The sequence below is a fragment of the Limnohabitans sp. TS-CS-82 genome, from assembly GCF_002943475.1.
Window position 1 is genome coordinate 1 of the sequence record NZ_PTQX01000005.1, and the last position, 18,408, is coordinate 18,408.

General features: G+C 57.2%; 16 protein-coding genes and 1 pseudogene. 10 read left to right on the forward strand and 7 right to left on the reverse strand.

Translation table 11 applies throughout. The features are described from left to right. Positions 1-136, reverse strand: a pseudogene (locus C5F52_RS11880) (IS256 family transposase); the annotation flags it as partial. A gap of 88 nt (positions 137-224) precedes the next feature. On the opposite strand from C5F52_RS11880, the gene C5F52_RS11885 reads away from it, so the two are divergent. Then, a complete protein-coding gene (locus C5F52_RS11885) occupies positions 225-413 on the forward strand; it encodes a response regulator (protein ID WP_201747006.1) in 189 nt (62 codons plus the stop codon). Positions 414-431: 18 nt separating this feature from the next. Here C5F52_RS11885 and C5F52_RS11890 read toward each other — a convergent pair whose 3' ends face one another. The 6 genes from C5F52_RS11890 to C5F52_RS11915 form a co-directional block, all read right to left on the reverse strand. Next, entirely contained in the window at positions 432-2,438 is a 2,007-nt protein-coding gene (locus tag C5F52_RS11890; RefSeq protein ID WP_104798587.1) for a U32 family peptidase, read from the reverse strand. Between the two features lie 65 nt (positions 2,439-2,503). Then, positions 2,504-3,289, reverse strand: a complete 786-nt coding sequence (locus tag C5F52_RS11895) for a peptidylprolyl isomerase (RefSeq protein ID WP_104798588.1) — start codon at positions 3,287-3,289, stop codon at positions 2,504-2,506. Between the two features lie 10 nt (positions 3,290-3,299). Beyond that, the gene (locus C5F52_RS11900; RefSeq protein WP_104798589.1) at positions 3,300-3,575 is read right to left on the reverse strand and encodes a BolA family transcriptional regulator; all 276 of its coding nucleotides are present in this window, start codon (positions 3,573-3,575) and stop codon (positions 3,300-3,302) included. After that, complete coding sequence (locus C5F52_RS11905; RefSeq protein ID WP_104798590.1) at positions 3,572-4,117, reverse strand: septation protein A; 546 nt, start codon at positions 4,115-4,117, stop codon at positions 3,572-3,574. Before C5F52_RS11905 ends, C5F52_RS11900 begins: the two co-directional genes overlap by 4 nt. A gap of 9 nt (positions 4,118-4,126) precedes the next feature. Further along, complete coding sequence (msrB, locus tag C5F52_RS11910; RefSeq protein WP_104798591.1) at positions 4,127-4,534, reverse strand: peptide-methionine (R)-S-oxide reductase MsrB; 408 nt, start codon at positions 4,532-4,534, stop codon at positions 4,127-4,129. Continuing rightward, positions 4,531-6,084: a YdiU family protein gene (locus C5F52_RS11915; RefSeq protein ID WP_104798592.1), complete on the reverse strand. Its 1,554-nt coding sequence runs from the start codon at positions 6,082-6,084 to the stop codon at positions 4,531-4,533. The genes msrB and C5F52_RS11915 overlap by 4 nt, the downstream gene beginning before the upstream one ends. 135 nt (positions 6,085-6,219) lie before the next feature. On the opposite strand from C5F52_RS11915, the gene C5F52_RS11920 reads away from it, so the two are divergent. The 9 genes from C5F52_RS11920 (at position 6,220) to C5F52_RS11960 (ending at position 18,394) form a co-directional block, all read left to right on the forward strand. After that, positions 6,220-7,863 (forward strand): 3-(methylthio)propionyl-CoA ligase, encoded by a 1,644-nt coding sequence (locus tag C5F52_RS11920; RefSeq protein WP_104798593.1) that lies wholly within the window; start codon positions 6,220-6,222, stop codon positions 7,861-7,863. 109 nt (positions 7,864-7,972) lie between these two features. After that, a complete protein-coding gene (locus C5F52_RS11925) occupies positions 7,973-9,205 on the forward strand; it encodes a branched-chain amino acid ABC transporter substrate-binding protein (RefSeq protein WP_104798594.1) in 1,233 nt (410 codons plus the stop codon). Between the two features lie 74 nt (positions 9,206-9,279). Continuing rightward, the gene (locus tag C5F52_RS11930; protein WP_104798595.1) at positions 9,280-10,314 is read left to right on the forward strand and encodes a branched-chain amino acid ABC transporter permease; all 1,035 of its coding nucleotides are present in this window, start codon (positions 9,280-9,282) and stop codon (positions 10,312-10,314) included. Between the two features lie 3 nt (positions 10,315-10,317). Continuing rightward, entirely contained in the window at positions 10,318-11,616 is a 1,299-nt protein-coding gene (locus tag C5F52_RS11935; RefSeq protein WP_104798596.1) for a branched-chain amino acid ABC transporter permease, read from the forward strand. Continuing rightward, positions 11,613-12,377 carry an ABC transporter ATP-binding protein gene (locus tag C5F52_RS11940; protein ID WP_104798597.1) on the forward strand — a complete coding sequence of 255 codons (765 nt, stop codon included), beginning with the start codon at positions 11,613-11,615 and terminating at the stop codon, positions 12,375-12,377. Before C5F52_RS11935 ends, C5F52_RS11940 begins: the two co-directional genes overlap by 4 nt. Positions 12,378-12,408: 31 nt before the next feature. Beyond that, positions 12,409-13,104: an ABC transporter ATP-binding protein gene (locus C5F52_RS11945; RefSeq protein ID WP_104798598.1), complete on the forward strand. Its 696-nt coding sequence runs from the start codon at positions 12,409-12,411 to the stop codon at positions 13,102-13,104. Positions 13,105-13,166: 62 nt separating this feature from the next. Further along, complete coding sequence (locus C5F52_RS11950) at positions 13,167-15,266, forward strand: 3-hydroxyacyl-CoA dehydrogenase NAD-binding domain-containing protein (protein ID WP_104798599.1); 2,100 nt, start codon at positions 13,167-13,169, stop codon at positions 15,264-15,266. Between the two features lie 20 nt (positions 15,267-15,286). After that, positions 15,287-16,462 carry an acetyl-CoA C-acyltransferase gene (locus tag C5F52_RS11955; protein ID WP_104798600.1) on the forward strand — a complete coding sequence of 392 codons (1,176 nt, stop codon included), beginning with the start codon at positions 15,287-15,289 and terminating at the stop codon, positions 16,460-16,462. 78 nt (positions 16,463-16,540) lie between these two features. After that, positions 16,541-18,394, forward strand: a complete 1,854-nt coding sequence (locus tag C5F52_RS11960) for an acyl-CoA dehydrogenase (RefSeq protein ID WP_104798601.1) — start codon at positions 16,541-16,543, stop codon at positions 18,392-18,394. The last annotated feature ends 14 nt before the right edge of the window (positions 18,395-18,408 follow it).

Below are 18,408 nucleotides of genomic sequence, written 5' to 3' on the forward strand. Positions count from 1 at the left end.
CAGCCATCTCGGCTTCAAGGGCTCGCTCGACCAAGCGTTTGGTCAATTGTTTGAGAAGCCCGTTTTCTCCGATGAGGTCTTCAGGCTTTTTGTAATCCGCCAACAGGCGGTCTATCAGTTCGTTGCTTACGGTCATTTCTCTTCCTTTGAAGATGAAGGCAGTTTCCTGCCATTAGACCGTTTACACAAAATCTAGGACACGCCCCACGCGCCACATTCGTGAGTTGCCTACGCCACGCTCACAAGTGCCCATCGTGGCCTTGACCGCCGATGTGATGAACGATGCCGAACAACGCGCGATGGACGCAGGCATGAATGCCTTTCTGTCTAAGCCACTGCAAAAAGCGCAATTGGAAGCCGTGTTACCGCGCGGTGCGCGAACGAAAAAAACGCCCAGCACCGTGGTGCTTTGAGGCTGGGCGTGTGCGTTTTTAAGGTCGCGTTTTGTAGAACTGCATGGGCACTTCTTGCCCTTGCGTCAGTTCGCGTACACGCTGGTTGAGCACCGATTTTTTCATCTTGCCCACCACATGCATTTCGCAGGGTTTGCAGTCAAAGCGCAGGGTGAGTTTTTCGCTGCCGTTGATCAGCATCAGCGGCTCGGCCTTGACCGTGCCTTGCACACCTGTGACGCCCTTGGCTTGTTTGGGGCACAGGCTCATGCTGAAGCGCACGCAGTGTTTGGTGATCATCAGGCTGGCTTCGCCCAACTCTTCGTGGCTCTCATAAGCCGCTTCAATCACTTTCACGCCGTGCTTGGCATAAAAGTCATGCGCCTTTTGGTTGAACACGTTGGCGAGGTAGGTGAGCGAGTCTTCAGGGTAGCTCACAGGCGGCTCAACCGCTGCCGCGCGTTGGGGGCGGTCGTAGGCTTTGAGGCGGGCGAGTTCTAGCTGTTCCACCGCATCGCGGCGCAAGGCATTGAGCGACGAGGCCGGCACAAACCAAGGCTGGCTGATATTGATTTGCAAGTTGAGCACTTCAAACAACGTTGCGCCAAATTTGCTCAGGTGTTCGCGCAGGCTTGCTTCGTTGCGCACCGCGTCTTTGGCCAGTTCTTTGGCGCAGGCGAGGGTGGCGCTGCCCGTGTGACCGTCTTCATCGGTGAGTTGGAGCTCGAACCCTTGCGGGGTTTCTGCAAACGCCACCCATGCGCCAATGCGGCGTTCGCTGGAGTTTTTCTCAAGCCCACGCACCCAATCCATGTCGCGGTTGCGGTTGATAACCATGCCCGCGCGCAAATCGCGAAAGCCTTCGATGGGGTCTTTGGGGTACAAGCGCCACACGCCTTTTTTGGGGCTGGGTTCGGCGCGGTTGATGGCCACGCCGACCAGTTCTTTTTGCAGGTCGTAGTAGCACAGGCCATCGCCGTTGTGCAGCACAGCAGCTTTATCGTAAGGCTGAACTTCCAGCCAATTGGGGCCAGTTCCCATCACTTCGCCCAGCAAGATGCCTGGGTTCTTGGGTGAGTCAAACGCACCGATATCCTCTTTGCGGCCTTGTACAAAGTAGTCGGTGAATTCGCGGTTGAAGTTTTGTTCGGGGTTGGGCGTGAAGTACAGCGTGGTGTTGCCACTCGATGCGCGGCTGAGCGGGGGACGCTCAGGATCGGCAGAAAATTGGCGCGCTTCGATCAGCTCGTCCATCAACACGCGGTAGTGGCCGGTGATGTTTTTCACATAGGCCATGTCTTTGTAGCGGCCTTCGATTTTGAAGCTGCGTACACCGGCATCGACCAAGGCCGCGAGGTTCTCGCTTTGGTTGTTGTCTTTCATCGAGAGCACATGTTTGTCATGCGCGATGAAGCGGCCTTGGGCATCGGTGACGTGATAGGGCAGGCGACAGGCTTGGCTGCAGTCGCCACGGTTGGCGCTGCGGCCCGTGTGGGCGTGGCTGATGAAGCACTGGCCGCTGTAGGCCACGCACAAGGCGCCATGCACAAAAAATTCCAGTTTGCAACGCTCAGCATCGAGCACATCATGAATGGCTTTGATTTGCGGCAGCGTCAGCTCGCGGGCCAACACAATTTGCGAGAAGCCCACGTCTTGCATGAAGCGCGCTTTTTCAGGCGTACGAATGTCGGTTTGCGTGCTGGCGTGCAGCTGAATGGGCGGCAGGTCCAGTTCCAACAAGCCCATGTCTTGCACGATCAGCACGTCTGCACCGGCGTGGTACACGTCCCACGCCATTTGGCGGGCGGCTTCTAGCTCGTCGTCGCGCAAGATGGTGTTGAGGGTGATGAAAATTTTGCTGTTAAAGCGGTGCGCTTCTTTGCACAAGCGCTCAATGTCTTGCAGCGTGTTGGTGGCACCGGCTCGCGCACCAAAGGCAGGGGCGCCGATGTACACCGCGTCTGCGCCGTGGTGAATGGCGGCCATGCCAATGTCGGCATCACGCGCGGGAGCAAGCAGTTCGAGTTGGTGGTTGAGCAAGGACATGGCTTGAATTATCTAAAAAAACAAAAGCGGCCCGAAGGCCGCTGTGTGCATGGGGCAAAGGTGAATTATTCGACCTTGGCTTTGGCGCGCAATTCTTGTTGGAAAGCGGCCATGCGTTGCTGTGTCATTTGTTGGGTGATTTGTGGCTTCACTTCTTCCAACTTGGGCAACTGGGCTTCACGCACATCGTCCAAACGGATGATGTGGAAACCAAATTGGCTCTTCACTGCAGTCGGTGTTGTTTCGCCTTTGTTCAGGGCCACCATGGCGTCCGAGAACTCTTTGACGAAGTTGCCAGCAGCAGCCCAGTCCAAATCACCACCGTTGGCACCTGAGCCTGGGTCTTTGGACATCTTCTTGGCCAAGTCTTCAAACTTAGCGCCTTTTTTCAGGCTGGCGTAGACGGCCTTGGCTTGGTCTTCGGTTTCCACCAAGATGTGGCGCGCACGGTACTCTTTGCCACCGTTGGCTGCCACGAATTTGTCGTATTCAGCTTGCACGTCAGCGTCGGTCACTGCGGCTGTTTTTTGGTATTCGGCAAACAATTCGCGGATCAAAATGGTTTGACGGGCCAGCTCGATTTGAGCTTTGAAGTCGTCCGTTGCATCCAAGCCGCGCTTTTGGGCTTCTTGCATGAAGATTTCACGGGCAATGACTTCTTCTTTGACCTGGGCTTCGACTTCTGGCGTGATTGGGCGACCTGAGCGAGCGACTTGCTGCATCAAGGCCTCAACGCGTGTTTTAGGCACCGCTTTGCCATTGACGATGGCGATGTTTTGCGCCGAAGCGCTGATGCTCAATGTCGCCAACACAGCGGCGGCAACAGCGGTCCAAATCATTTGTTTTTTCATGTCAGGGGTCTCAATCCGGTTGGGTTTCGATGACTTCGATGGCCAAGGCATGCACACCTTGGTCTATGAATTCTTGCAATGCATCATACACAAGGCGATGGCGCGAAACCCGCGATTTGCCTGTGAAAACGTCGCTTTGGATACGTACCCGAAAGTGGGTACCTTGCCCCGTGCCATCGGCACCTGCGTGGCCGGCATGGGCCGCACTTTCGTCTAAAACTTCCACAAAAGCGGGAGAAAGGCGTTCTTGTAATCGCTGTGTCAGCGCTTGGGCAGAGATATTCATGGTTTGTCTTCAGGTGCTTCTTGCACAAAGCGGCTCATGTACATGCCTTGCATCACCACAAACACCAGCATCAGGCCCAAACCCCCAAAGAGTTTGAAGCTCACCCAAGTGTCGGTGTCAAAGTGATTGGCCACCCACAAATTGAGGCACCCCATGACCGCAAAGAAGCACGCCCAGCTGTGCAGCAGCACCATCCATGCATGGTTGGGTAATTCAATTTGTGCGCCCATGAGTTGACGTAAAAAGTTGCGCTTGAACACGTAATGGCCGATCCACAAAGCACTGCCCATCAGCCAATACAAGACGGTGGGTTTCCATTTGATGAAGGTTTCGTCTTGGGTCAGCAGCGTGGCGCCACCAAACACCACGATGACGCCAAGGCTCACCCATTGCATGGGTTCTACAAACCCGTTTTTGCGCCAGAGCCACCCAATTTGCCCTAGCGTGGCGACGATGGCCACAGCCGTGGCCGCCATGATGCCGAATGCTTTGAAAGTGCCAAAAAATAAAATGATGGGGAAGAAGTCGAGCAGTAATTTCATAGAAAAGGTTCAGTCTTTGGGCACGAAGTCTAACGAGGCCGAGTTCATGCAATAGCGCAGGCCCGTGGGCGCCGGACCATCTGGAAACACATGGCCGAGGTGCGCTTGGCATTGAGAACACACAGTTTCCACGCGGGTCATGCCATGGCTGGTGTCGCGATGCTCGGTGATCGCGTTTGAATCGACAGCCGTGTGAAAACTCGGCCAGCCGCAACCCGCATCAAATTTGGTGTCGGCCTCAAAGAGTTTGTTGCCGCAACAAATGCAGTGGTAGCTGCCCGCCGCCCAGTGGTCTTCGTATTTGCCGGTGAACGGGCGCTCGGTGGCGGCTTTGCGGGTGACTTCATAAGCCACAGGTTCGGCGTTTTTGGCCGCGAGCAGGGCGCGCCATTCTTGTTCGTTAGTTGGGGTGGTCATGAGGAGCAACTGATTTCAATAGACGACGCCCATTCTGGCGCAAGACCCGCCCAAGCTTCAAAGGCAGGATGTTCGTCAAACGGCTGGTGCAGCACATCACACAGGTCTTGCACCATCGAAAAGTCGCCGGTTTTGGCTTGGCGTATGGCCAATTCGCCCAAATGGTTGCGCAAGATGAATTTAGGGTTCACTTGCAGCATGGCTTGACTGCGTGCTTGGTTAGACAGCGGCGACAGATCGGATGACGCGGCGTCGCCGGTCGCGCAGTCAGCGGCCATTCGGGTTTGATACGACGACAACCACGCATCAAACACCTCGCGGTGCAAGAACAAATCGCGCACGGGCTCAAAGGCATGCGTCACTGATGCGGATTCACCCACGGCGTGGCTCAGGCGGCGCCAAAACACGGTGTAGTCCACACGGTCTTGGTGCATGGCTTTGAGCAAGGTTTCGACCAAAGCGCGGTCGCCCTCGGCGGCGTTGTGCAAACCGAGTTTGGCGCGCATGCGTGCGTCTAGCGCGGCGGGGAAAGCGTCTTTGTAGCGCTCCAATGCGGCCAAGGCGGGGGCTTGCTCGTCAATCAGCGGCATCAGGGCTTGGCCCAGACAGAACAAATTCCAATACGCCACTTGCGGCTGACGCGCATAGGCGTAGCGGCCTTGGTGGTCAGAGTGGTTGCAAATGTGACTGGGGTCGAAGGCGTCTAAAAACTGGAACGGGCCGTAATCCAGCGTGAGGCCCAACACGCTCATGTTGTCGGTGTTCATCACGCCGTGGCAAAAGCCCACGGCTTGCCATTGCGCCATCAATTCGGCGGTGCTGTGTGTGATGGCTTGCAACAAACCTGTGTAGCGCGCGGGGCCTTGCAGCGCTTGCAAGTGGGGCATGTGTTGGGCCACCACCCAGTCAGCCAAGGCTTGTAACTCGTCGATGAGGCCGTTGGAGGCGAAGTGCTCAAAGTGGCCAAAACGCACAAAACTCGGCGCCATGCGGGTCACCACCGCCGCGGTTTCTACCTCTTCACGGCGCACAAGCCCTGGCGAACCTGTCACGCACAGCGCGCGGGTGGTGGCCACCCCTAAGCCATGCATGGCTTCGCTGGCCAAGTACTCGCGAATGCTGGAGCGCAGAACGGCCCGTCCATCGCCACGGCGTGAATAAGGCGTGGGGCCTGCGCCTTTGAGTTGCAGGGTTTGGGGGCCAAACGGGGTGTCGATGTCGCCCAAATTCAAGGCCCGGCCGTCGCCCAACTGGCCCGCCCATTGTCCGAATTGATGGCCGCTGTACACACTCGCATAGGGCGAGCTGCCGGTCAACACCACATTGCCGGTCAAGGCCTGCAACGTGTCGTGCTGCGTCCAAAATTCGCTCGGTAAGCTCAATTCGGCGCGCAGGCGGTCGTTGCGTGCGACCCAATGCGCGGCAGGCAAAGCGGTCGGTGCGGTGGGGGTGGCGAAGGTCGATCCGAGTTGGGTCAAACCCGAGGCGTTGGCGGGGCGCCACGGCAGGTCAAGCGGAGCCACGCGAGGGGCTGGATCGTCGTAAGTCATGTTGGGATTGTCTAGGGTATTCCATAGGCTTGTTTTTCATAGGCCATCCCGAAATCGTCAAAAACTCTGGGCACAATGGATTCGTGAAAAAGCACGACCGTGCCAAAATTTTTAGATGCCACAGGAGTTCTCCCCATGCTGGGTTTGATGCAAGACCAACCATTGTTGATTTCAAACATGATCGAGTACGCCGATCGCCACCACGGCGACGGTGAGGTCGTGTCGCGCCGCGTGGAAGGCGACATCCATCGCTACACCTGGTCTGATGTGGCCCGTCGTTCGCGCCAAGTGGCCAACGCTTTAGATGGCATGAACTTGGCTTTCAGCGACCGCGTGGCCACCTTGGCTTGGAACGGCTACCGCCATTTGGAGTTGTACTTTGGTGTCAGCGGCAGCGGACGCGTGCTGCACACCATCAACCCGCGTTTGCACCCCGATCAAGTGGCATGGATTGCCAACCACGCCGAAGACCAAGTGTTGTGCTTTGACATGACGTTCTTGCCCATCATTCAAGCCGTGCACAGCAAATGCACCACCGTCAAACAGTGGATCGCGCTGTGCGATGCCGACAAACTGCCCGCCGACACCGGGATTCCTGGCTTGCTCAGTTATGAGACTTGGATGGGCCAGCAATCGACGACTTACAAATGGCCCGTGTTTGATGAAAACTCGGCCTCCAGCATGTGCTACACCAGCGGCACAACGGGCAACCCGAAAGCTGCGCTGTACAGCCACCGCTCCACCACCTTGCACGCCTACGCCGCCGCCATGCCCGACGTGATGTGCATTTCCGCGCGTGACGCGATCTTGCCCGTGGTGCCCATGTTCCACGTCAACGCATGGGGCATTCCATACAGCGCGGCGTTGACCGGTGCCAAGCTGGTGTTCCCCGGCGCAGGCATGGACGGCAAGTCGATTTATGAGCTGATCGAAGGCGAGGGCGTGACCTTTGCCGCTGGCGTGCCCACGGTCTGGCAAATGCTGCTGACGCACATGAAGCCGCAAGGCTTGCGCTTCTCCAAATTGAACCGCACAGTCATTGGTGGCTCGGCCTGCCCGCCCGCCATGATCAATGCTTTCCGCGACGAGTACAACGTCGAGGTGCTGCACGCTTGGGGCATGACTGAAATGAGCCCTTTGGGTACCTTGTGTACGTTGAAAAACAAACACCTCAGCCTGCCCAAAGACGAGCAAATGAAAATTTTGCTCAAGCAAGGCCGCGCCATTTACGGCGTCGACATGAAGATCATCGACGACGCCGGCCATGACCAGCCGCACGACGGCAAAGCCTTTGGCGACTTGCTGGTGCGCGGCCCTTGGGTGGTGGCCAACTATTACAAAGGTGAAGGCGACAGTCCTTTGGTGAAAGATGCCAACGGTTTGGAATGGTTCCCCACTGGCGACGTGGCCACCATCGACGCCGATGGTTTCATGCAAATCACCGACCGCAGCAAAGACGTCATCAAGTCCGGTGGCGAATGGATCAGCTCCATCGACATTGAAAACATCGCCGTGGCGCACCCCGCCATTTTGATGGCCGCTTGCATTGGCGTGAAGCACCCCAAGTGGGACGAGCGTCCGATCGTGGTGGTGGTGAAAAAACCAGACGGGCAAGTCACCCGCGAAGAGTTGCTGCATTTCTACGAAGGCAAAACCGCGAAATGGCAAATCCCCGATGACGTGGTGTTTGTCGACAGCATTCCAATTGGCGCAACCGGCAAGTTGCTCAAAACCAAACTGCGTGAGCAACTCAAAGACTACGTGTTGCCCACCCTCTAAAAAGATGTTGTCAGTCGCACGCGAGATAGTGTCTAGGGCAATCCCTTGCGTGTGCTGAAAACAAACCTTGTACGCTTTCACTGGCATTAAAACTTCAAAGGAGACAACCATGAAATTAGCACGCAACCTCATCGCCACCGCCGTCTTGGTGACCGCTGGCGTCTCAGCTTTCGCACAAGCCGGAGAGACAGTCAAAATTGGCTGGATCGATCCGCTCTCTGGTTTGATGGGCCCCGTGGGCTCGAACCAAATCAAGTCTTTCCAGTTCTTCGCTGAAAAGTTCAACGCGACCAACCCCGCGAAGGTGAAGTTTGAAATGGTGCCGTTCGACAACAAGCTCAGCCCCGCTGAAAGCTTGAACGCCCTCAAAGCCGCCATGGACCAAGGCGTGCGCTACATCGTGCAAGGCAACGGCTCTTCCGTCGCCGGTGCTTTGATCGAAGCGGTGAACAAACACAACGAGCGCAACCCCGGCAAAGAAATCTTGTTCCTGAACTACGCCGCCGTGGACCCCGACTTCACCAACAGCAAGTGCAGCTACTGGCACTTCCGCTTTGATGCCGACACCTCCATGAAGATGGAAGCATTGACCACGTTCATGGCCGACCAAAAAGACGTGAAAAAAGTTTATTTGCTCAACCAAAACTATTCGCACGGTCACCAAGTCGCCAAGTACGCCAAAGAGAACTTGGCCCGCAAGCGTCCTGATGTGCAAATCGTCGGTGAAGACCTGCACCCCTTGGCCCAGGTACGCGATTTCGCACCGTACATTGCCAAGATCAAAGCGTCTGGCGCAGACACCGTGATCACGGGCAACTGGGGTTCAGACTTGGCCTTGTTGGTGAAAGCCGCGAACGAAGGCGGTTACACCGGCAAGTTCTACACCTACTACACCAGCGTAACGGGTACACCCACAGCCTTGGGCAAAGGTGGCGAAGGCCGTGTGTTCCAAATCGGCTACGGACACTACAACATGGGCGGCCAAAACGACAAATGGGCTGCTGAGTTCAACACCAAGTTCAAAGACGATTTCTACACCAACGCCGTGGTGCATGTGTTCAACGCCTTGGGTCAGTCCATGGCCAAAGCCAAATCAACAGACCCCGTCAAAGTGGCTGCGGCACTTGAGGGCATGAAGTTCAACAGCTTCAACGGTGAAGTTGAAATGCGCAAAACAGACCACCAGTTGCAGCAACCTCTGTTCTTGGCTGTGTGGCAAAAGGCGGACAAAAAGTACCCTTACAGCCCAGAAAACACAGGCATGACATTGGCGCCTGTTAAAACGTTTGAAGCTTATGTGGCCAGCACGCCCACCAGCTGCCAAATGAAACGACCCGGCTAAGCGGTCATCGGTGACGGAGCGCCAAGTGCGCTTGGCACTCCGTCTTGTGAGGTTTCGAGAGAACAGGTTCAACCATGGAGTTTTTCTTCATCTCCATGCTCAACGGCATGAGCTACGGCTTGCTGTTGTTCATGCTCAGCTCAGGCTTGACGCTGATTTTCAGCATGATGGGTGTGCTCAACTTTGCACACGCCAGTTTTTACATGATCGGTGCCTACATTGGTTACACCCTCAACAGCGTTTTAGGCTTTTGGGTGGCGTTGCTCGTGGCACCGATTTTGGTGGGCGCTTTGGGCGCCATGTTCGAGCGCTTGTGCTTGCGCCGCGTTCACAAATTTGGGCATGTGCCTGAGTTGCTGGTGACGTTTGGTTTGTCTTACATCGTGTTGGAAATTGTGCAACTCGTGTGGGGCCGCACGGCGGTTGAGTTTGCGCCACCGCCGTCCTTGCAAGGTCCGGCCTTCACCTTGGTGCAAAACTCCTTGAATGGTTTGTCTTTGGTGTGGGGCGCTGCGGCACCTGAGTTGTGCAGCGCTACAGATGCTGCGGTGCGCGTGGTGTGCTCGCCATTTCCCGCCACACGCGGCTTCATGATGCTGGTGGCTTTGATGATGATGGTGGGTTTGTGGCTGTTGCTCAAACGCACCCGCGTGGGCTTGGTCATTCAAGCCGCACTCACCCACCCAGAAGCCGTGGAAGCCTTGGGCCACAACGTGCCGCGCGTCTTCATGATGGTGTTTGGCGTGGGCACCGGCTTAGCCGGTTTAGCGGGGGTGATTGGTGGCAGCACGTTTGTCACCGAACCCGCCATGGCGGCCACCGTGGGATCGGTGATTTTCGTGGTGGTCGTGGTCGGCGGCATGGGCTCTTTGGCCGGTGCGTTCTTGGCCTCGGTGCTGATTGGCGTGGTGCAAACCTTTGCGGTGGCGTTTGACAGTTCGCTGGTCTCGCTGATGCAAGGCTTTGGCTGGCAACTCAGCAGTGCGCTGCAAAACAACTCTGTGTTGAAGCTCACGTTGTCGCAGGTCGCGCCCATCTTGCCGTACCTATTTTTGGTGTTGATTTTGATCTTCCGACCCAAGGGTCTGTTGGGCACTCGGGAGACTTGAGCCATGGCCTTGACCAAAACCCATTACGAATTCAAACCCTACAACGTGGCCCGTTGGGTCATTTGGAGCCTGTTTGCGCTGTTGCTGGTGGTGTCACCCATGGTGTTCATCAGCAACTTGTCCATCACCATGCTCACCCAAATGGGCATCGCCATGATTGCTTGCTTGTCCTACAACATGTTGTTGGGGCAGGGCGGCATGCTGAGCTTTGGCCATGCGGTGTACACGGGCCTTGGTTCTTACCTTGCCATGCATGCGTTGAATGCCGCCAGCAGCGGTGGACTGAACATTCCCGTCACCTTGATTCCCTTGGTGGGCGGCGTGGGCGGTATGTTGTTTGCCGTGCTGTTTGGCTATGTGACCACACGCAAATCGGGCACCACCTTCGCCATGATCACCATGGGGGTGGGCGAGTTGGTGTTTGCCATGTCGCTGATGTTCTCTGAGTTTTTCGGCGGCGAAGCGGGTGTGTCTGGCAACCGCGTGATGGGCGAAGCGTTCATGGGCATCACCTACGGTCCGCCCGTGCAGGTGTATTACCTCACCGCCGCCTACACGCTGGTGTGTGTGGCGTTGATGTACGCCTTCACCCGTACGCCCTTGGGGCGCATCTTGAATGCGGTGCGTGACAACCCCGAACGCGTGGAATTCATTGGATACAACACGCAGCATGTGCGCTATTTGTCATTCATCATTGCGGGCTTTTTCGCAGGCATTGCGGGTGGCTTGGCCTCGGTGAACTTTGAAATCGTCACGGCTGAAGTGGTGGGTGCAGGGCGTTCAGGCGCTTATCTGTTGTTCACCTTCTTGGGTGGCGCCACCTTCTTCTTTGGCCCCTTGATCGGTGCTGTGTTGATGGTGCTGGCGTTTGTGCTGCTGTCCGAGTTCACCAAGGCTTGGCTGTTGTATTTGGGCTTGGTCTTCTTGTTCATGGTGATGTTTGCCCCAGGTGGCATCGCCAGCTTGATCATGATGAACTTGCGCTTGGCTGCCTTTGGGCGCTTGCGGCAAATGTGGGTGGCTTATGTCGGCCTCGCCGTCACCGCATTGATGGCGCTGGCTGGAGCTGCGGCCATGATTGAAATGGTCTACCACTTGCAACTCAACGCAGCGCTTGGCCCTGAGTTGAAATTTGCAGGCGTGCACCTCAACGCCGACTCGCTCAACAGCTGGTTTGGTTCTGCGTTTGTCATGCTCACCGGCTTGGGCCTGTTTGAGCTGGCCAGACGCCAATACGTACACGATTGGGATGAGACGCAGGTGTTCATCGAAAAAGAAATCAAACGCCGGGAGGCCCTGTGATCGCCCTCGAACTCAAAGACGTCCGCAAGAATTTCGGCAAGACCGAGATCATCCGAGGCGTGAATTTAGCGGTGCAATCCGGCGAGCGCGTGGGCATCATTGGCCCCAACGGCGCCGGTAAATCGACCTTGTTCAACCTCATCAGTGGCAGGCTTGAGCCCAGCAGCGGCGAGATTTGGCTGGGCGAGAACCGCATCGACCACAAAAAGCCATTTGAGATCAACCGCTTGGGCTTGTCCCGCAGTTTTCAAATCACCAACATCTTTCCGAAGTTGAGCGTGTTTGAAAACCTGCGTTGCGCCGTGCTCTGGAAGCTGGGCTACAAGTACACCTTCTTCAAGTTTTTGGCCGATCTGGACGACGCCAACGACGCCGCTGAAAAGTTGATGCACGAGATTCGTCTCGACAAAAAGCGTGATGTGCTGGCCATGAACCTGACCTACGCCGAGCAACGCGCTTTAGAAATTGGCATCACCATCGCAGGCGGCGCCAACGTGATCTTGCTCGACGAGCCCACAGCGGGCATGAGCAAGAGCGAAACCAAGCGCTTCATCCAACTCATCCGTGAAGTCACCGAAGGCAAAACCTTGCTGACCGTGGAGCACGACATGGGTGTGGTGTTTGGCTTGGCCGACAAGATTGCGGTGGTGGTGTACGGCGAAGTGATCGCCTTTGACACCCCCGAGGCCGTGCGCGCCAATGCCAAGGTGCAAGAGGCTTATTTGGGCTCGGCTGTGGCCGACTCTCAAGCCCACGGCTGACCGACCAACAAGACCGCGCGAGACACACCGCATGCTTCACATTGAAAATCTTCACGCGTTTTACGGCAAAAGCCATGTCTTGCATGGCGTGTCGTTTGACATCCAGCCCGGCGAAATTGTGTCGCTTTTGGGACGCAACGGTTCAGGCCGTTCCACCACCGCACGCAGCATCATGGGCTTGGTCGATTGCAAGGGAAAAATTGACTGGAAGGGCCAGTCCATCCTCGACAAAAAGGCCTACCAAATTGCCCATTTAGGCATTGGTTATGTGCCCGAAAGTCGCGACATTTTCCCGACCCTGACCGTGCATCAAAACTTGCTGCTGGGTCAAAAAGGCAAGGGCGAGGGCAGTCGTTGGTCGTTCGACGACATGTACGCCATGTTCCCGCGTCTCAAAGAGCGCGAGCACACGGAAGCCGGCGTGATGTCAGGCGGCGAGCAGCAAATGCTCACGCTGTGCCGCACGCTCATGGGCGACCCCGACTTGATCATCATTGACGAGCCCACCGAGGGCTTGGCGCCCAAGATTGTCGAGTTGGTTGGCCAGTATTTACAGACGCTCAAAGAGCGCGGCATTTCGGTGCTGCTGATTGAGCAAAAACTCACCATCGCCATGGACATTTCTGACCGCGTGTTGGTCATGGGCCACGGCAGCATTGTGTTCACAGGCACACCCGCTGAACTGAAAGCAGACGCGTATACCCGACGCGAATGGCTCGAAGTTTGATCTAGAATAAAAAATAGAACGACCGTTCTTTTTTCCTTCAATTGCTCCAACAAGGAACCCGCATGAGTGCAGACTACAAAGTTCACGGCGACGTGGCCGTGATTTCTCTCAACAACCCACCGGTCAACGGCTTGGGCTTGTCGACACGTCAAGCGATTGCTGACGGTGTGGCCAAAGCCTTGGCCGATGCCGCCGTCAAAGCCATTGTGGTGACCGGCGAGGGCACCGCCTTCTCAGGTGGCGCAGATATTCGCGAGTTCGGCTCACCCAAAGCGGTCCAAGAACCCAACTTGTTGAGCGTGATCTCGGTCATCGAAAACAGCACCAAGCCCGTCGTGGCTGCCATCCACTCGGTCGCCATGGGCGGCGGCTTGGAATTGGCCCTCGGTTGCCACTACCGCATTGCCGCACCCGGTGCCAGCATCGCGTTGCCTGAAGTGAAAATTGGTTTGATTCCCGGCGCCGGTGGCACACAACGCTTGCCACGCGTCTTGGGCGTCGAAGCTGCCCTGAACATGATCGTCAGCGGCGAAGCCATCAAGAGCGAAATGCTCGCCATGCTGCCCGGCCAAAAGTTGTTCGACCAAATGGCCGCATCGCCCGCATCGTTGATGGACGAGGCTTTGGCTTTCGCCCGTTCGATGGCGGACGTGCGCCCCTTGCCCCGCGTGCGTGACTTGCCTTGCAAGCACCCCCAAGGCGATGCGTACTTCCAGTTCACCCGCAACATGGTCAAAGGCATGGCTAAAAACTACCCCGCACCGCCCAAGTGCGTGGACGCCGTGCAAGCCGCCACCAAGAAGAAGTTCGACGACGGTATGGCCTTCGAGCGCGAAATCTTCATCAACCTGATGTGGACACCGGAGTGCCGTGCGTTGCGTCACTTGTTCACCTCACAACGTGCCGCCTCGAAGATTCCAGACGTGCCAAGCAGCACCCCCACACGCGAGATCAAGCAAGTGGCGGTGATCGGTGCGGGCACCATGGGCGGCGGCATCACCATGAACTTCTTGAACGCGGGCATTCCCGTCAAGATGCTCGAAACCAAGCAAGAAGCCTTGGACCGCGGCATCGCCACGATCAAGAAAAACTACGAAGCGCAAGTCAAAAAGGGCAAGCTCAAAGAAGACAAATACACCCAGCGTATGGCTTTGTTGACCACCACCTTGAGCTACGACGAGATCAAAGACGCCGACATGGTGATCGAGGCCGTGTTTGAAGAAATGGGCGTCAAAGAAGCCGTGTTCAAGCAGCTCGACGCGGTGATGAAGCCCGGTGCCATCTTGGCTTCCAACACCTCCACCTTGGACGTGAACCAAATCGCCAACTTCACCAAGCGTCCGCAAGACGTGGTGGGCATGCACTTCTTCAGCCCTGCCAACGTGATGAAGCTGCTCGAAGTCGTGCGAGGCGCGGCAACCGCCAAAGACGTGCTGGCCACGGTCATGGCCGTGGCCAAGAAGATCAAGAAAACTGCCGTGGTGTCTGGCGTGTGCGATGGTTTCATCGGCAACCGCATGATCGAGCAGTACGGCCGTCAAGGCGGCTTCTTGCTCGAAGAAGGCTGCACGCCTTCGCAAGTGGACAAAGCCATCGAGAAATTTGGTTTCGCCATGGGCCCATTCCGCATGGGCGACTTGGCTGGCAACGACATTGGCTGGGCCATCCGCAAGCGCCGTTACCAAGAAAAACCCAACATGAAGTACAGCAAAACCGCTGACTTGTTGTGCGAGATGGGCCGTTACGGTCAAAAAACCGGCGCAGGTTGGTACGACTACCAAGCCGGCAAACGTGACGCCATCCCCAACAAAGAGGTGGAGGCCATGATCGTCAAGCACCGCGCCGACATGGGCATCACCGCTCGCAAGATCAGCGACGAAGAAATCGTGCAGCGCTTGGTGTTCTCGTTGGTCAACGAAGCCGCGCACATCTTGGAAGAAGGCATTGCCTCCAAGGCCAGCGACATCGACATGGTCTACATCACCGGCTACGGCTTCCCAATCTATCGCGGTGGTCCGATGCTGTACGCCGACCAAATTGGCCTGTTCAACGTGGTTCAAGCCATGAACCGCTTTGCCACCAACCCCCTCGATGACGCCGAGTTCTGGAAACCAGCCCCGTTGCTGGCCAAGCTCGCCGCCGAAGGCAAGACCTTCAACTGAAACCGAATTAAGGACTCCTCATGACCAACGCTGTCATCGTATCTACCGCCCGCACCCCGCTCGCCAAGAGCTGGAAAGGTGCCTTCAACATGACCCACGGCGCCACGCTGGGTGGCCATGCCGTGAAACACGCCATCGCACGCGCTGGCATTGACGCTGGTGAAGTCGAAGACGTCATCATGGGTTGTGCCAACCCCGAAGGGGCCACCGGCGCCAACATCGCCCGTCAAATCGCGCTCATGGCCGATTGCCCCATCTCTGTGTCGGGCGTGACGGTCAACCGTTTCTGTTCTTCTGGCCTGCAAACCATCGCGCTGGCCTCGCAACGCATCATCGCGGGCGAGGGCGACGTGTATGTGGCGGGCGGCGTGGAAAGCATTTCTTGCGTGCAGCAAGAGATGAACCAACACATGTTGGCCGACGTCAACTTGATGAAGAAAAAGCCAGAAATCTACTGGAACATGTTGCAAACCGCTGAGCAAGTGGCCAAGCGCTACAACATCAGCCGCGACGTGATGGACGAGTACGGCGCCGGTAGCCAGCAAAAAGCTTGTGCCGCACAAGCCGCCGGTTTGTTTGACGCCGAAATCGCACCCATCACCGTCACCGCAGGCGTGATCGACAAAGTCATGGGCATGATGACCAAACAAGTCACGGTCAGCCGCGACGAAGGCACCCGCGAAGGCACCACTGTCGAAGCCATTCGCGGTTTGCGCTCGGCCATGCCTGGTGGCTTGGTCACCGCCGGTAACGCCAGCCAGTTCTCGGACGGCGCCGGTGCTTGCGTGGTGATGAGCGAAGAACTGGCCAGCAAACGCGGCTTGCAGCCGCTGGGCCGCTTCCTCGGTTTCGCTGTTGCAGGTTGCGAGCCTGACGAAATGGGCATTGGCCCCGTTTACGCCGTGCCCAAAGCCTTGAAGCGCCTAGGCCTGACCGTCAACGACATCGACCTGTGGGAATTGAACGAAGCCTTTGCCGTGCAGGTGCTGTACTGCCGCGACAAATTGGGCATTCCTGCTGAGCGTTTGAACGTCAACGGCGGCGCGATTGCCTTGGGTCACCCCTACGGCGTGAGCGGTCAGCGTTTGACAGGCCATGCCTTGATCGAAGGCAAACGCCGTGGCGCCAAGCGCGTGGCGGTGACCATGTGTATCGGTGGCGGCATGGGTGCTTGCGGCATCTTTGAAGTCTTGTAAACCTCAGACTGTGTCCAAAGGCCAAGGGTGACGTGAAGCCCTTGGCCTGTTCTTTCTCTAAACCCTGAGTGGTGTTTTATGTCTCTGCGTTCCACGGTTGATTTTTTACTTCACGACTGGCTGCAAGTCAGCAGCTTGAACCAACGTGAGCGCTTCGCCGACCACTCCCGCGACACGTTTGACGCGGTGCTCGACACCTGCGAGCGCATTGCGCGCGATAAGTTCGCCCCCTTCAACCGCACCGTCGACACCGAAGAGCCGCAATTTGACGGCGAAAAAGTGGTGCTCCCCCAAGCGACTTACGACGCCCGCGAAGCCTACGCCGCATCGGGCATGTTGAGCGCGGCACAAGATTACGACATCGGTGGCATGCAGCTGCCCTACACGGTGGAGTCTGCCGCCAACGCATTTTTTGCCTGCGCTTCGGTCAGCATTGGTGCAGGCATGTTGACGGTCGGCAACGCCAATTTGTTGATGGCGCACGGCACCGACCTGCAAAAGCAAGTGTTTGCTTTGAAAGAATTTGCCGGCGATTGGGCGGGCACCATGTGTTTGTCTGAGCCACAAGCGGGCTCATCGCTGAGCGACATCGCCACCCGCGCCATGCCCGATGGCGACGGATTCGAAACCGACGCACTGGGCCCACGCTACCGCCTCAAAGGCAACAAGATGTGGATCTCGACGGGCGATCATGAACTCACCGAGAACATCGTCCATCTGGTGCTGGCCAAAATTCCAGGGCCGGACGGCAAAACTATTGCTGGCGTCAAAGGCATTTCGCTGTTTGTGGTGCCCAAGAAGTTGGTTGACGCCCAAGGCGCGCTGACCGGCGAACGCAACGACGTGGCGCTGGCTGGCTTGAACCACAAATGCGGTTGGCGCGGCACGGTCAACACCTTGCTGAACTTTGGCGAAGGCAAGTACCCCGTGCGTGGTGCAGGCTTGGACGGCAAAGGCGCTGGTGCCATTGGCTATTTGGTCGGCAAACCCGGCGAGGGCTTGCGCTGCATGTTCCACATGATGAACGAAGCCCGCATCGGTGTGGGCATGGCCGCCACCATGTTGGGGCTGGCGGGCTACTACGCGTCACTCGATTACGCCAAAAACCGCCCACAAGGTCGCCCCATGACCACGGCCGGCAAAGACGCAGCATCGCCACAAGCGCGCATCATCGAACACGCCGATGTGAAGCGCATGTTGCTGGCTCAAAAATCGTACGGCGAAGGGGCATTGGCGTTGGAGTTGTACTGCGCCCGCTTGGTCGACGAACAGCACACCGGCGATGCAGAAAGCGCCAACCAAGCCCGCTTGTTGCTGGAAGTGCTCACGCCCATCGCCAAGAGCTGGCCCAGCGAATGGTGCTTGGAAGCCAACTCGCTGGCCATTCAAATTCACGGTGGCTACGGCTACACGCGCGACTACCCCGTGGAGCAATATTGGCGCGACAACCGCCTCAATATGATCCACGAAGGCACGCACGGCATTCAGGCCCTCGACCTGTTGGGTCGCAAAGTGCTGATGGAAGAAGGCAAGGGTTTGTGGCTGCTGGCCGACCGCATCAACGTGACCGTGCAAAAAGCACTCAACGCCGACAACGCCCACGAACACTTGGCACGTACCGAACACGCCCACGCTTTAGCGCAAGCCTTGCAGCGGGTGGGCCGGGCCACCAAAATGGCGTGGAGCAGCGGCGTGCCCAACGAAGCCTTGGCCAATGCGGTGCCTTATATGCAAGCCTTTGGCCACACCGTGCTGGCATGGATGTGGCTGGAAGTGGCCTTGGCCAGCGAAGGCGAGGGCGCGGCCAACGCCGGTCGCCGGGCTGCTGCACAGTTCTTCTTCCATTACGAATTGCCCAAAATTGGCGCTTGGCTGAACGTGGTCGAAAGCCGCGACATGACCTGCGCCCAACTGTCAGAAGACGCGTTTTAAGCGCCCAACTTTTT

Bases quoted from the DNA above. Each gene is read 5' to 3' on its own strand.
- C5F52_RS11890 (WP_104798587.1), bottom strand. From the start codon at position 2,438: ATGTCCTTGCTCAACCACCAACTCGAACTGCTTGCTCCCGCGCGTGAT.
- C5F52_RS11895 (WP_104798588.1), bottom strand. From the start codon at position 3,289: ATGAAAAAACAAATGATTTGGACCGCTGTTGCCGCCGCTGTGTTGGCG.
- C5F52_RS11900 (WP_104798589.1), bottom strand. From the start codon at position 3,575: ATGAATATCTCTGCCCAAGCGCTGACACAGCGATTACAAGAACGCCTT.
- C5F52_RS11905 (WP_104798590.1), bottom strand. From the start codon at position 4,117: ATGAAATTACTGCTCGACTTCTTCCCCATCATTTTATTTTTTGGCACT.
- msrB (WP_104798591.1), bottom strand. From the start codon at position 4,534: ATGACCACCCCAACTAACGAACAAGAATGGCGCGCCCTGCTCGCGGCC.
- C5F52_RS11915 (WP_104798592.1), bottom strand. From the start codon at position 6,084: ATGACTTACGACGATCCAGCCCCTCGCGTGGCTCCGCTTGACCTGCCG.
- C5F52_RS11920 (WP_104798593.1), top strand. From the start codon at position 6,220: ATGCTGGGTTTGATGCAAGACCAACCATTGTTGATTTCAAACATGATC.
- C5F52_RS11925 (WP_104798594.1), top strand. From the start codon at position 7,973: ATGAAATTAGCACGCAACCTCATCGCCACCGCCGTCTTGGTGACCGCT.
- C5F52_RS11930 (WP_104798595.1), top strand. From the start codon at position 9,280: ATGGAGTTTTTCTTCATCTCCATGCTCAACGGCATGAGCTACGGCTTG.
- C5F52_RS11935 (WP_104798596.1), top strand. From the start codon at position 10,318: ATGGCCTTGACCAAAACCCATTACGAATTCAAACCCTACAACGTGGCC.
- C5F52_RS11945 (WP_104798598.1), top strand. From the start codon at position 12,409: ATGCTTCACATTGAAAATCTTCACGCGTTTTACGGCAAAAGCCATGTC.
- C5F52_RS11950 (WP_104798599.1), top strand. From the start codon at position 13,167: ATGAGTGCAGACTACAAAGTTCACGGCGACGTGGCCGTGATTTCTCTC.
- C5F52_RS11955 (WP_104798600.1), top strand. From the start codon at position 15,287: ATGACCAACGCTGTCATCGTATCTACCGCCCGCACCCCGCTCGCCAAG.
- C5F52_RS11960 (WP_104798601.1), top strand. From the start codon at position 16,541: ATGTCTCTGCGTTCCACGGTTGATTTTTTACTTCACGACTGGCTGCAA.